This window comes from Pseudidiomarina fusca, assembly GCF_032227045.1.
GTDB lineage: Bacteria > Pseudomonadota > Gammaproteobacteria > Enterobacterales > Alteromonadaceae > Pseudidiomarina > Pseudidiomarina fusca.
In genome coordinates, this window is sequence record NZ_JANFPJ010000007.1 from 1 (window position 1) to 13,135 (window position 13,135).

12 protein-coding genes are annotated in these 13,135 nt (G+C 46.0%); 3 read left to right on the plus strand and 9 right to left on the minus strand.

Translation table 11 applies throughout. The annotated features are described in order from the left end of the window. Nucleotides 1-174 precede the first annotated feature (174 nt). A complete protein-coding gene (locus NOG12_RS04835; protein WP_110076796.1) occupies nucleotides 175-726 on the plus strand; it encodes a gamma carbonic anhydrase family protein in 552 nt (183 codons plus the stop codon). Here the strand turns inward: NOG12_RS04835 and NOG12_RS04840 are convergent. The 3 genes from NOG12_RS04840 to NOG12_RS04850 are packed head-to-tail and all read right to left on the minus strand — an operon-like array spanning nucleotide 723 to nucleotide 5,986. Continuing rightward, entirely contained in the window at nucleotides 723-3,830 is a 3,108-nt protein-coding gene (locus tag NOG12_RS04840; protein WP_313932568.1) for an error-prone DNA polymerase, read from the minus strand. The genes NOG12_RS04835 and NOG12_RS04840 overlap by 4 nt on opposite strands. Further along, nucleotides 3,814-5,250 (minus strand): Y-family DNA polymerase, encoded by a 1,437-nt coding sequence (locus NOG12_RS04845; protein WP_313932569.1) that lies wholly within the window; start codon nucleotides 5,248-5,250, stop codon nucleotides 3,814-3,816. The genes NOG12_RS04840 and NOG12_RS04845 overlap by 17 nt, the downstream gene beginning before the upstream one ends. Before the next feature lie 7 nt (nucleotides 5,251-5,257). After that, nucleotides 5,258-5,986 (minus strand): hypothetical protein, encoded by a 729-nt coding sequence (locus NOG12_RS04850; RefSeq protein ID WP_313932570.1) that lies wholly within the window; start codon nucleotides 5,984-5,986, stop codon nucleotides 5,258-5,260. A gap of 117 nt (nucleotides 5,987-6,103) precedes the next feature. Between NOG12_RS04850 and NOG12_RS04855 the strand changes: the two genes are divergently transcribed. Then, nucleotides 6,104-7,015, plus strand: coding sequence for an acyltransferase (locus NOG12_RS04855; RefSeq protein WP_313932571.1), 912 nt, complete (start codon nucleotides 6,104-6,106; stop codon nucleotides 7,013-7,015). Between the two features lie 5 nt (nucleotides 7,016-7,020). Here NOG12_RS04855 and NOG12_RS04860 read toward each other — a convergent pair whose 3' ends face one another. From NOG12_RS04860 to NOG12_RS04880, 5 genes are all read right to left on the minus strand, one after another. Then, nucleotides 7,021-7,629 carry a thiol:disulfide interchange protein DsbA/DsbL gene (locus NOG12_RS04860; protein WP_110076801.1) on the minus strand — a complete coding sequence of 203 codons (609 nt, stop codon included), beginning with the start codon at nucleotides 7,627-7,629 and terminating at the stop codon, nucleotides 7,021-7,023. A gap of 33 nt (nucleotides 7,630-7,662) precedes the next feature. Beyond that, a complete protein-coding gene (locus NOG12_RS04865) occupies nucleotides 7,663-8,703 on the minus strand; it encodes a serine/threonine protein kinase (protein ID WP_228759574.1) in 1,041 nt (346 codons plus the stop codon). Continuing rightward, nucleotides 8,663-10,096: a cytochrome c oxidase accessory protein CcoG gene (ccoG, locus tag NOG12_RS04870; protein ID WP_110076803.1), complete on the minus strand. Its 1,434-nt coding sequence runs from the start codon at nucleotides 10,094-10,096 to the stop codon at nucleotides 8,663-8,665. Before ccoG ends, NOG12_RS04865 begins: the two co-directional genes overlap by 41 nt. 316 nt (nucleotides 10,097-10,412) lie before the next feature. Further along, on the minus strand, nucleotides 10,413-10,940 hold the full coding sequence (locus tag NOG12_RS04875) for a carboxymuconolactone decarboxylase family protein (protein ID WP_153827183.1): 528 nt from the start codon (nucleotides 10,938-10,940) through the stop codon (nucleotides 10,413-10,415). A gap of 79 nt (nucleotides 10,941-11,019) precedes the next feature. Next, nucleotides 11,020-11,571, minus strand: a complete 552-nt coding sequence (locus tag NOG12_RS04880; protein ID WP_153827182.1) for a peroxiredoxin — start codon at nucleotides 11,569-11,571, stop codon at nucleotides 11,020-11,022. A gap of 186 nt (nucleotides 11,572-11,757) precedes the next feature. On the opposite strand from NOG12_RS04880, the gene NOG12_RS04885 reads away from it, so the two are divergent. Then, a complete protein-coding gene (locus tag NOG12_RS04885) occupies nucleotides 11,758-12,672 on the plus strand; it encodes a hydrogen peroxide-inducible genes activator (protein WP_153827181.1) in 915 nt (304 codons plus the stop codon). Between the two features lie 28 nt (nucleotides 12,673-12,700). Here the strand turns inward: NOG12_RS04885 and NOG12_RS04890 are convergent, their stop codons facing one another. Continuing rightward, a complete protein-coding gene (locus NOG12_RS04890; protein ID WP_313932572.1) occupies nucleotides 12,701-13,126 on the minus strand; it encodes a hypothetical protein in 426 nt (141 codons plus the stop codon). Between the last annotated feature and the right edge of the window lie 9 nt (nucleotides 13,127-13,135).

A 13,135-nucleotide genomic window follows, 5' to 3' on the forward strand; every position in this document is an offset into this window, starting at 1 on the left:
CAAGCGCCTTTTTCAACTTTTTAAGTGTTTTTTTACTGACTGCTGGTTTTGTAAGCGAAGCGCGTTTTAAATCAGCAAAAACTGTTCGATTCGCCAGCATTGACGCTTTCTGCTATCTTTTTAGGTACGACTTTAGCAAGATCAAAAATATAACAAATTAGGGAGTAGAGACTCATGAGCGGAGATATTCGTAGTTATCGTGGTATTGAGCCACAATTAGGTGAACATGTTTATGTCGATCAAAGCGCCGTTATTGTGGGCGACGTACAGCTAGGTGAACATAGTAGTGTATGGCCCTTAGTTGCTATTCGTGGTGATGTGAACTTCGTCCGAATTGGTGCGCGTACCAATGTTCAGGATAACTCGGTGCTTCATGTTAGTAGAATTAGTGAAGGCAACCCGGATGGGCATCCGTTATTAATCGGAGATGACGTTACAGTAGGACATCATGTGATGTTGCATGGCTGTAGCATAGGTAATCGCGTCTTAATTGGGATGTCGGCGGTGATCATGGATGGTGCGGTAGTAGAAGATGACGTGATTATTGGGGCCGGCAGCTTGGTTCCACCAGGTAAAACGCTCAAGAGTGGCTACTTATATGTAGGCAGCCCGGTAAAAGAGGCCCGTCCTCTATCTCAGGCAGAACGAAACTTTTTACCGCAGTCTGCAAATAACTATGTGCAATTAAAAGAAGATTATCTGCTTCATGTGCAACAAATAAGTTAATGGAAGTCTCGTGAGCGATTAGCCTGCATTCCAAGACGGGCTAATTGCTCAGAGCTATCAATAAGTTCACCCGCTATGATATGTATGACTTCTCCTTCTCGCTCTAAGATGCCTTTTACTGTTAATAGCTGACTGGTAAGAAATGCTTTGCGATAGGCTTTCGCAACTCGCGCCCAGATAACCACGTTCGCCATACCGGTTTCATCTTCCAACGTAATAAAAGTAACCCCACCGGCACTACCTGGACGCTGTCGACAAGTCACTAACCCCGTGACCGTAACCAGTTGCTTATGGCGACAAAGCTGCAACGATTGCGCCGACTTACTATGGCGCAGCCAACCTTGCTCACGAAGTAGAGCTAGTGGATGACGCCGTAAAGACACCCCTGTTGTTTGGTAATCACCCGCAATATCGGCAAATTCGCTTGGTTTGGGTAAATAATCAGGTGTTGCTTCGGCAGTCTGCTGGTGCGCAAACAAGGGCAGTTGCTCGGTTTGGTGGGCCAAACTCTGCCATTGGCTTTGGTAGCGATTACCGGCTAGGCTGCCCAGCACATCTGCAGCAGCGAGACGTTGTAAAGTGGCCGCAGATAAGCCTAGATCTCGCAACTGTTGTAAGTTACGAAAACCACTGCGCGGACGCTGCTCAATCAGTTGCTTGATTTCGTCAGCAGCTAACCCTTTCACTAATCGTAATCCCAGTTGTAAGCCATAACCTTGCTGTAAAGGAACGAGCTGGTGATGCCAGTGGCTCTGTTGAATATTAGCAGGCAGTACTACCAACTGATGGCGACGTGCATCTTGAATTAGTTGATCGGCCGAATAGAATCCCATAGGCAGACTATTTAAAAGCGCACAATAAAAGGTTAGGGGATAATGATACTTTAACCAAGCCGACGCATAAGCTAGGTTAGCAAAACTGGCTGAGTGAGATTCTGGAAAGCCATATTCACCAAACCCACAAATCTGGGCAAAAATACGTTGCGCAAACTCGTCACTATAACCGCGCGCCAGCATGCCACGAATAAGCTTATGTTCGAACTGCTGCAATTCGCCGTTACTTTTCCAGTTCGCCATAGCGCGACGTAGCTGATCGGCCTCACCGCCACTAAAGCCAGCGGCAACCATGGCGAGTTTAATCACCTGCTCCTGAAAAATAGGCACCCCTAGCGTACGAGCTAAAACCTGCTTAACTGCAGCGCTGGGATAAGTTACTGCCTCTTGCCCGGCTCGACGGCGTAAATAAGGATGGACCATATCACCCTGAATAGGCCCGGGCCGTACAATCGCAATCTGCACCACTAAATCATAAAAACAATGGGGCTTTAAACGCGGCAACATATTCATTTGTGCGCGTGATTCTATTTGAAACACTCCTACAGAATCGGCCTGTTGCAACATTTTGAATACCTGCTGGTCGGCAGGGGGAATATTCGCAAGATGGTAATCTTGATGATAATGCTCGCGTACCAACTTAAACATTTTTTGTAGAGCACTGAGCATACCTAATGCCAAGATATCTACTTTTATGAGCCGTAGCGCTTCGATATCGTCTTTATCCCATTGAATAACCGTACGCTCTGGCATGCTCGCATTTTCGACGGGGACCAATTGATTGAGGTTAGTCGCAGCAATAACAAAACCACCGACATGCTGCGATAAGTGCCTTGGAAAACCTTTAATGGCTTCCGTCAAGGTTAATAGCCAACGGCCTCGTTGGGTTTCTAAGAGCCCAGGTACCTTGGCCGATAATTGTTGCTGCCAATCACATTCTGTATCACGCTTATCTATTTGTTGTAGATAGTGGCGTAATTCTTGCTCCGGATAGCCTAACGCTTTACCGACGTCACGCAGGGCACTGCGCAAACGATAGCGAATCACGGTTGCAGCTAACGCGGCCCGATGCCGACCATACTTACGATAAATGTATTGAATGACTTCTTCACGGCGCTGGTGTTCAAAATCAACATCAATATCTGGTGGCTCGTCTCGTTCTGCCGAAATAAAGCGCTCAAAGAGTACATCTATTTGATCCGGGTTTACCGCAGTGATCTGCAGGCAATAACAAACAACAGAGTTTGCCGCAGAGCCACGGCCTTGATACAAAATGTCTTGCTGCTGAGCAAATTGCACAATGTCGTGAATGGTTAAAAAGAAATACTCATACTTAAGCTGAGCAATAAGCTGCAATTCTTTCTCTAATTTTGCCTTAACGTCTGCTTTTAATCCTTGAGGAAAACGCTGTGCTGCCCCAGCATAGGTTAACTGACGCAAGTACTCTGTCGCGTTCATTCCTGCGGGCACCAGTTCAGCCGGATATTGGTACTGCAATTCACTTAAACAAAAGTGACATTGTTTTGCCACCTCTGCTGCTGTTGCTAACCATTCGGCTGGATAGCATTGCTGCAACTCTGCGGCGGTTCGTAGTCCATAATCTTGATTCGATTTTATTTGTGCTAAACAACAATCTAACGGCTGCTGTTCATGTATCGCGACTAAAACATCGGCCAAGGGTTGGCGGCTTGCCTGATGATAAGTAACCTGACATGCGGCTGCGACCTTGATCCCGGTGTTTTGTTGCAACGACTGATACAAACTATATTGTTCTGCATCATCCGCTTGGTAATGGCGCCCGTAGGCTAACCACAGCCGCTGGCCAAACAAACCACGTAAACGCTGGGCTAGCGCTAGAAGTGCAGGGGTCAGCCCTAATGATGTAAGCGGCCGCCACAGTATCTCGCAGTCACTCAGACGCTGTTTAAAGTCATCTAACTGCAATAAATAAGAACCTTTTTTACAACGGCTACGGGCTAGCGTGATGAGCTCACACAACTGCGCGTAACCCTGCTTATTTCGTACCAAAACAACCAAAGTACCCACGTCATCAAGCCGAAACTCACTTCCTACCAATAACTGAATAGGGTACTCACGAGCCGCCACATAAGCGCGCACAATTCCCGCTAATGAACATTCGTCCGTGATGGCGATGGCTTGATAACCCAATTGGTAAGCCTGCTCAATTAATTCATGCGGATGCGAGGCTCCACGTAAGAAGCTGTAATTACTTAAACAATGCAGCGCGACAGGCTTAACTGAACCAACCATGTAAATACCACCCTTGCTGATCTTTGAACAACCATGCTTGGCGCTGGTTTTTGTCCACCCCAATAAAGTAATCACGCTGTACCGGCTCGGATAGCCACCAGCCCGTAGCTAAATGCTCCGGTCCCCAATGCAGATCCCAATCTTGTACTTGAATCGGCTGTGGCTCAGGCAGTAACCACAACGGTCGCTTAACTCGCAACGAACTGTGCTGACCAGCGGCTTGCACTGCTTGCGCTCGTTGCCAAGCTTGTAATTGCCCTCGTTGCTCTGGTAGCCAGTGCTGATGCAAGGTTATCCGATGCACTTTGTCGGTACCTAAACGAGCCTGCAATAAACTCACCAGGCTATCTATGTTTGTTTCGGATTGCTTAGTTTCGGTTAAGAGTGCTTGGTTACTAGCAACTCTGGGCTCGGTTTGCTGGATCACGACTGTTAGCCCCAATACCGGCTGAACCAATTGCTGGCGTTCTAAATGAAGCTGGCTTAGCTGAAGTAGATCTTGTTGTTGCCAGACCGGATGCGCAAACGCCACTCGGACCTGAGTTGGTTGGCCATGACGATGATGGGCCTTGATTAGCAGCATCCGAGTACTTTGTTGATGCCCCTGTAAAAAAGCTTCTGCTTGTTGCAACAGCCGTTTTAATGGGAATAACAACTGCGGCCAACTAGGAATTTCTGCTAGTAAATCTAGGTACTGCTGAAACGATAGCGGTGGCTGATAGTAGTGTTGTGGTGATGGCAATTCACCTTGTAACTCCGCCATATATAACACGAGCGCCTTGCCGAACCGGCGACCTAACTCAGCTCGAGGTACCTGCATGAGCTGGCCAAGCCTTTGCATGCCTACTTCTTGCAAGCGCTGCTGCTGACTTGGTGTTAAGCCACTGACAGTAATAGGTAACTCCGCTAAGGCCTGCTGAATAACCGCAGGGTTTTCATTTATCACTCCTTGCTGCGCCTGCGCTAATAGACGAGCACTTAGCGGACTATAACCACAGCTTAACTGATAGCGTAGTGGCCATTGTTGTAGCCGCTGCTGTAAATAGCTAATCAGGTTTGGATACCCCCCATGCAGGCGTACCAAACTAGCTACCTCACACAGCAACCCTTGGGGTGGTATTAACACCAGCTGAGCAACGTCTTGATATACCAATTGCGCTAATTGTTGTAACACGCGTTGTTCTTGTTGTTCGTGATAATCCCGTATCTGTAAATGGGTGACTAAAGTGCTGGCTAGCACTTCAGCCATCTGTAACCGAACGCCTTGCTGTAAAGCCGCCGCTGTGGCTTGATGAACAAGCCGTTGCCCCTGCTGACTAGTCACCAAAATCTGTGGTGCGTCTGTCAACTCAGGTGGTTGCAGCGCTAATTGATAATCTAATAATAGGTGCGGAAAGTGCACATACACCCACTTATTCATACATCACCTAAGCTGTTAGTCTTCGGCCTGAGCGTTGACGCCACCTAGGTAGATAATCGGGGATAGCACATTCTAAATCGGCTAGCGGCCAACCTGAGCGGCGCTTGCGTAAAGCAAACTGCAATATGGGGACATAACTTACTGAGGTAGAACGCTCGTTATTGGCGTGAAGGTGGGTTGGCGCTGCCACCGGTTTAACCTTAAGCCCATGTAACTGAACCCTAGTAACATAAGAGCGTGCTTCTGTAGTGCTGCTGGTGGTAAGAATAAACACTAGGTTTTGCGCCGCTTCAGCTGCGGCTTGTAGCCGCCTTACTTGTACCGCCGTTAATTCATCACACCAAGCCAAAACAAGCCCCACCGCTGGATGCTTAATCGCTTGCTCTAACGCCCAAACCGCTAATTTTGCATCAGCTTCTTGAATCACCAACTGTTTACGTAAATCTAACTGCTGATAGTCTAATCCTGCCGCATAAGGTAATGCTGGCGGATTAAGCCACACCGTCGTGCTCTCCTGTTGCTTGATCAACGGTAAGAGCAAGGCTAGCTCGCCGGAAAACCTCTGACTGAGCTGCAATTCGTTCACACTCCCGACCGGCCAGCCTCCTGCTAAATACTGATTTAGCTCGCGCCAGCCACTCGCAACGACTTGTTGCTGTTGCTGCTCGGGCATTGCCTGGCCTTGCCAAAGTAAGCCTTTGCGAAGCAATTCTTCAACGGCTGCAGATGTTGCCATAAACCACCTCGAATACTGTACATATATACAGTATAATTTAGGCTATATTTGTTCTTCTGGCAAGCGCTTTACTTTTGCGTATCATAGACGCATTAAAAATAATAATTGGGATACCTTATGCTGACTGTTTTGCTGCTGCCTTTTCGGCTCGTTCTTAACTTCACTTTCGCGCTTGTTACAACAGCCTTAATTGGTCTAGCTATTATCATTATTGGCTTACCCAAGTTATTGCTACCTATTCCCGTAGTTCAGCGCAGTATCTCAGTAGCAGCTAATGCATTATTTAGGGTCTGGGGTTATGCCATGTCCGCACTGTTTCGGCTCACCCAACCTATGCGTTGGCATATCGAAGGCGATAGCCTACTACACCGTGATAGGTGGTACATGATTATCGCCAATCATCGTAGCTGGGTTGATATTCTGGTGTTGATGCATTTAGCCTGTCGCAATATGCCCATGCCACGGTTTTTTCTAAAACAGCAACTCTTTTGGGTACCCGTCGTCGGATTAGGCTGCTGGACGCTAGATATGCCTTTTATGAAACGCTACTCTCGCGAGCAAGTTGCTAAAAATCCTAAATTAAAAGGCAAGGACATTGAAACCACACAGCGTAAGTGTGAAAAATTTCGGCATATTCCTACTACCGTGATTAACTTTTGTGAAGGCACTCGTTTCACTGCCGATAAGCATGCACGCAAGCACAGCCCTTATCAGCACTTATTACCACCCAAAGCTGGTGGTACTGCCTTTACACTACAAATTATGGGGCAGCAGTTTGATGCGATTTTAGATATCACCATCGTTTATCCAAACGACAAGCGCCCGGCAGTATGGGAGCTGCTTACCGGGCAATTACGTGATGTTTATGTACACGTTGAGACATTACCGGTAACTGATGATTTAATTGGGGATTATTTTCAAGACGAGGCGTATAAAACGCATTTTCAAGAATGGTTAAATCAGCGCTGGCAACACAAAGATAAAATTATTGACGGCATTCGCCAGCGCCTGGCGAAGCCGTCAAAGTGATTGATTTAACGCTGCTCTAATAAGTAACCAACGGCTTTAACAAAATCACCAACAAAGTCGTTGCTGTCTCTGAAACCTTCAGTTTTTAAACGATACTTACCATTCACGATAAACGTTGGGGTAGCGTTTACCTGAAGGTTTTGCGCATCGCGGTCCATTTTATTCGCCATACCACGTACAGAGAAACTGTTCATCGCTTTATCTAAATCGCTTGCAGAAATACCATTGGCTTCAAATATGGCATGCAAATCTTCTTTTGAACCAATCATTTTACGCTGGGCAAAGTTACGCGAGAAAATCGCTTTGCTAATTTCTTTCTCTTTATTGAACTGACGCGCAACAATGTAGGCACGCGACATATCTAAGCCCATGCCTTGATAATTAATAAAAGATACATGAGATTTTTTAAATTGCTCTGGGTAAGCTTCGGCTAAAGCCTCTGCCACACCTTCAAAACGATAACAATGCACACAGTAGAAAGAGAAGAACTCATGAACCTGTGGGGTATCTGTTGCCTGTTCAGCAATCACTTCATAATGTACATCTTGTTCAAACTGCTGTGCAGCAGCTGGTAACATGAACAATGCCAATACGGCAAACATTAACTTCTTCATGGGTAAACATCCTAACTTGTTCTAAAGATTAAATTATCGATTAAAGTTTGGTTCTAAATCAATCGGCTCTTCTTGCACTGCAGCAAATTGTTCTTTTAAGGTCAGAATTTGCTGCTCCCAATATCGCTGTTCAGCAAACCACGGAAACGCTCGTCGAAATGCTTCGTCATTCCAGCGTCGAGCTAACCACGCCATGTAATGTATGATGCGAAAACTGCGTAAGGGTTCAATCAATTGCGTTTGATTTTTGTCAAACTCACAGAACTCTTCGTAACCATCCACTAAGGCTTGCAGTTGCAAGGTACGCTCGTAGCGGTCGTCGCCCGCTAACATCATCCACAAATCTTGCACGGCCACACCGGAGCGCGCATCATCAAAATCAACAAAGGTTAACTGCTCGTCACGCAGCAACATATTGCCTAAATGGCAATCACCATGCAATCGTTGGGTGGTAAAAGAATCCCATTTAACTGTACGCAAATAGTCCACGAGGGGTTCGATAATAGCCCAAAATGCGGGTTGTAAATTACGTGGGAGTAATTCTGTGGCTTGCAGTGTGGTCATAGAGTCGGTGACAAACTCTTGAAAACTAAGAGTAGGCCGATGCTGGAACTGACCTTGCTGCGCCACCGCATGCAGGCGTCCTATTTGTCGACCGATACGCTCTAGCTGGCCAAGATCTCCTGGCTCTACAGCTCGCCCACCGACACTCGGAAACACTGCAAATCGATAACCTTGATAGGTATGCAAGGTTTGCCCTGCGAGAACCAGCGGCGCCACTGCTGGCACTTCAGCTGCGGCTAGTTCAGCACAAAATGCATGCTCTTCTAAAATTTGTGCATCGCTCCAACGGGCTGGACGATAAAACTTGGCTACATAACGCTGATTGTCATCAGCAAGGTATTGATAGACTCGATTTTCATAACTATTAAGTGCCAATAAACCAGATTGCGGATTAACGCCAACTTGCGCTAATCCGTTTGCAATTACATCTGGGTTAAGCCCTGTAAAGCTAAAGTCTTGCTGACCATCATCAATCATATAAGAAGGTTGCAACGTGGCGTTGTACCACATCTCCTTGTTTGTTCTGCACCACAAAGTTTATTTCAACTCTAGCTTGTGGCGCATTACCGCGAGGAGGTAAGTCAGCAGGATCTATGGCTAAGGTTAACGGCACCGTAGCTACATCACCGCCACCAATAGATAGCTCCGTTTGTCCCATGAGTTTGGCATTATCGTAACCCTCTACGGTAATCACAAAGTCATCAGCTAACTGGGATTTGTTCAGAACTTTCAGCGTAAATACGTTTTGTACCCAACCATCCATGTTATAGGTGTAGAGCTGATTACGATCGCGAATCACGTTAACTTCTAGCGGTACTCGGGTCGCAATATCCCAGACCAACAAGCCAGACATCACCAGCATCACTAAAAAGTAACCGACGCTTTTGAAACGTAGTTTGTGAGTTCTACCGCCTTGCAGATTGCGCTCGGTAGTAAACCTAATCAAGCCGCGCGGATAATTCATTTTATCCATGACATCGTTACAGGCATCGACACAGGCACCGCAGTTTATGCATTCGTACTGTAAGCCATTACGAATATCAATTCCGGTTGGACAAACCTGAACGCACATATAGCAATCAATACAGTCGCCTAACCCCAGCTCTTTAGGGTCTTTTTTACGTGACCGGCCACCACGTGGTTCGCCGCGATTGGTATCGTAAGACACAGTAACCGTATCTTTATCAAACATGGCTGACTGAAAACGTGCATATGGACACATGTGCGTGCACATGATTTCGCGCATCCAACCTGCGTTACCGTAGGTACAAAAAGCGAAAAAGATCACGCTGAAGGTGGCCCAAAAACCCGCGTCAAAAGTCCAAAAACTAGTAAATAACGAGCGAATATCGGTAAAGTATCCGACAAAAATCATCGCCGTCAGCAAGGCGACTATCACCCAAGATACGTGCTTTGCTGTTTTGCGCCATAGCTTGTCAAAATCCCAAGGCCGCTTATCTAAACTCATCCGCTGATTGCGTGAGCCCTCAAATTTCTTTTCAAACCACATAAAGATAAAAGTCCAGGTGGTTTGTGGGCACATAAAGCCACACCACACCCGACCATAAAGCGTTGTCACAAAGAAGAGTGCGAAAGCTGAAACAATCGCTATCCAAGCCAAAATGGTTAAATCTTGCGGCCACAAGGTTAAGCCAAAAATACGAAAGCGCTGTTCAGCGATATCAAGTAAGACGGCTTGCTCACCGTTCCATTGCAGCCAAGGAATTAGGGCAAACATAGCTAATAAGATAAAACCAAAGCCACGGCGAAACCATTCCAGGGTGCCTTTCACGTCACGCACATAAATACGATTACGCGGAGAATAATCATTACTGCGCTTATTTGGATCGGGCCGCTCAATTTTCACTTGATTTGCAGCCAACACTTTAACTTTTTGTTCCATAACCGTACGACGCCCTCAGCTAGTGGCCTAATTCCTCAGCGATTATACGCCTATTGACTCATTTTGCACGGCTTCAGCCCATACTTTAGCTAGATAAAAAATAACCCGAATGATTAGTTCTATTATTCTTTGATCTGAATCAATAATGCCAAATACAGTCTAGCGGCCAGCGCAATAAACCACCAATAATCCTTGAATTACGGACAAAAAAAACCCGGCTTGGGGGCCGGGTATAAAGAGAACAACCAGATCTCAGGGAAGTTGCAGGCACTATAAAGAGTGCATGTGACGAGAATATGACATCAGACGAACAAACTTAGGCAATGCGTTTAGCCGTTGCTGCCGCGTTCAGAACCGCCGCCATTTTGATCGAGTTCTGAATCGCTTGCGCTGAAATATTGTGCTTTAACAATACGCCAACGTGCGAGTCAATACACATACCACAACCGTTTAAGGCTGATACAGCTAATGAGTACAACTCAAAATCAGCTTTATCGACGCCAGGGTTAGCCATACCATTCATGCGCAAGCCAGCCGGCATTTTGGCGAATTGCTTATCGCTGCATAAATGTAAAAAGCGATAATAGATGTTATTCATCGCCATCAGGGTTGCCGCAAGTTTCGCTGCGCCATCCACGTTATCTTCAACTTTGCCTTCTGCTTCAGTTTTAACCGCAGCGATAAGCTCTTCATCACCGATAGCATAAACTAAAGATAAAGCAGTTCCGTAAAACTGGGTCGCGGTCATACCCGAAGTATCCACATTGCCGAAAATATTCGACAAGTTCAGTTTGGTATCTTTACCGTGCTCGCCCAAGCCTTGTTTGTAATCTGCAATGCTCATAAAAATTCCTCCGCTTAAAAACGGTGCCGCTTAAAGCGGCACCTAGAACGTCACTCAATGTGGGGAAAGTAACGTTGTCTTACAGGGTGTCACCGCCAACAGCACGGTTACATGGACACAATTCGTCAGTTTGCAAACCGTCTAAAATACGTAGTACTTCTGTTGGGTTACGACCAACGTTCAAGTTGTTCACTGATACGTGCTGAATGACACCGTGTGGGTCAACTACGAAAGTTGCACGTAAAGCTACGTTTTCTACTTGGTCACGAACGCCTAAACCATCTACTAAAGACTTAACGCCGTTGTCTGCAAATGACCACTGGTTCAAGCTCTTAAGATCTGGGTGTTCACGACGCCATGCTAATTTCACGAATTCGTTGTCAGTGCTACCACCAAGAACCACTGCATCACGGTCAGCGAACTCTTCGTTTAATTTTGCGAACTCAACGATTTCAGTTGGGCACACAAACGTGAAATCTTTTGGATAGAAGAAAATGATTTTCCATTTACCTTCAAAGCTGCTGTTATTAATGGTTTCGAATGCGCTAACACCATTTTCTTCTGGCATGTTGAAACCAGGTTTAACACCAACCACTTCAAATTCTGGTAATTTATCGCCTACTGTTAACATAAATGTCTCCTTGTCAGACTGAGTTAAATAAAGTTATTAACTTTTTACGAGGCTGCTTGCCTCAGCTCGGAGACTATAATAGGCGGTTAACTAAATTTGTTAAAACGAATAAAACGGATTATCATAATCGAAAATACTAATTGAACTATTCCGCAATACTTTCTAGTCAGAAAAGGTAAGAGCGATATGAGTAAGTTGCCCAGCTTAAAAAATCTAAGTTACCTGTTAGCGCTACATGAACATCAGAACTTTAATCGCGCTGCACAAGCCTGCAATGTCAGCCAGTCCACTTTAAGTAGTGGTATTCAGAATTTAGAAGAACAACTAGGCTGCCAACTCATAGAGCGCGACCACAAATCTTTTTTGTTTACCGGAATGGGGGAAGAGGTAGTTAAACAAGCTCGAAACATCCTCACCTCAACCGAAGAGTTGTTATATTTTGCGCAAAGCCAAGGCAAAACCATGGAAGGCCCACTAAGATTGGGCTGTATTCCAACCATTGCCCCCTTCTTGCTGGGTGATTTAACCAAGAAGCTGCAGCGTGAATACCCTAATTTACAGTTGAACATTCGTGAAGATACCACGAGCAGCTTACTCAACTTGCTGCGCAATGGTGAATTAGACGTGTTGGTGCTAGCTTTGCCATTTGATGTACAGGGTAATCAAAGTTATTTGCTTGGTCGTGACCCATTTAAATTAGTCATGCACAAATCGCTAGCTGAAAATTTACAAGAGCCGGTGCAATATAATCGTTTACCTGACAACTCCATTTTCTTGTTAGAAAAAGAGCATTGTTTAACCGGTCATGCGGTGGCAGCGTGTGAGTTAGCCGATTCAAGCAAAATTAATCCGTTTACCGCGACCAGCTTGCACAGTTTGGTGCAAATGGCCGACGCTGGTTTAGGCGCCACTTTCATACCGCAAATGGCTATCGATAGAGGGATTTTGAATGGTACGGACTTAGTAGCGCTTACCCCAGTCGGACAGCAAGCTTCTCGTGATATAGGCCTCATTTATCGACCTACCACAAACCGGCGGCAGACGTTTCGGCGCTTAGCCGAGTGTATTGCGAGCTTATTACCAGAGCCGCTACTTAACTAACGGCCCTGGCTGGCTAACGGTAGCTAAGTTACGGAGCTACCGTTAGTTCATTTAGACGCATATGGATAGCAGCTTGCGTAGCGGCTTTCTCAGACCGAATTTGCGCTTGCGATAAATCAACAGGTTGCCCTACTTCTGCTGAAATTAACTCTTGTAACTGATCGGCAGTTAAATCTTTTCCCGCATGAACAATACGCACATCATCCTCACCGCTAGCAGCAGCTGAATTTGGCAAATAAATAGTACCGTTCGAGAAATCCACGGCAAAAGCTATTACGCCCGGGACTAAGAAAAACAATAGCCCGATACCATTTAACGCCGCAACGCCAGCGTCAATTTGACCGCTAACTTGGCCTTTGCGCTCCGGATAAAGAATGGTTCCACAGGCACTTAAGTGTAAGGTTGCAGCAATTAGAGCCGCGGCTTTAACCGTTTTGCTTTTTAATAGATTCATTATTTTCTC

Coding starts and splice junctions, on each gene's coding strand:
- NOG12_RS04835 (WP_110076796.1), top strand. CDS start 175: ATGAGCGGAGATATTCGTAGTTATCGTGGTATTGAGCCACAATTAGGT.
- NOG12_RS04840 (WP_313932568.1), bottom strand. CDS start 3,830: ATGGTTGGTTCAGTTAAGCCTGTCGCGCTGCATTGTTTAAGTAATTAC.
- NOG12_RS04845 (WP_313932569.1), bottom strand. CDS start 5,250: ATGAATAAGTGGGTGTATGTGCACTTTCCGCACCTATTATTAGATTAT.
- NOG12_RS04850 (WP_313932570.1), bottom strand. CDS start 5,986: ATGGCAACATCTGCAGCCGTTGAAGAATTGCTTCGCAAAGGCTTACTT.
- NOG12_RS04855 (WP_313932571.1), top strand. CDS start 6,104: ATGCTGACTGTTTTGCTGCTGCCTTTTCGGCTCGTTCTTAACTTCACT.
- NOG12_RS04860 (WP_110076801.1), bottom strand. CDS start 7,629: ATGAAGAAGTTAATGTTTGCCGTATTGGCATTGTTCATGTTACCAGCT.
- NOG12_RS04865 (WP_228759574.1), bottom strand. CDS start 8,703: ATGTGGTACAACGCCACGTTGCAACCTTCTTATATGATTGATGATGGT.
- ccoG (WP_110076803.1), bottom strand. CDS start 10,096: ATGGAACAAAAAGTTAAAGTGTTGGCTGCAAATCAAGTGAAAATTGAG.
- NOG12_RS04875 (WP_153827183.1), bottom strand. CDS start 10,940: ATGAGCATTGCAGATTACAAACAAGGCTTGGGCGAGCACGGTAAAGAT.
- NOG12_RS04880 (WP_153827182.1), bottom strand. CDS start 11,571: ATGTTAACAGTAGGCGATAAATTACCAGAATTTGAAGTGGTTGGTGTT.
- NOG12_RS04885 (WP_153827181.1), top strand. CDS start 11,758: ATGAGTAAGTTGCCCAGCTTAAAAAATCTAAGTTACCTGTTAGCGCTA.
- NOG12_RS04890 (WP_313932572.1), bottom strand. CDS start 13,126: ATGAATCTATTAAAAAGCAAAACGGTTAAAGCCGCGGCTCTAATTGCT.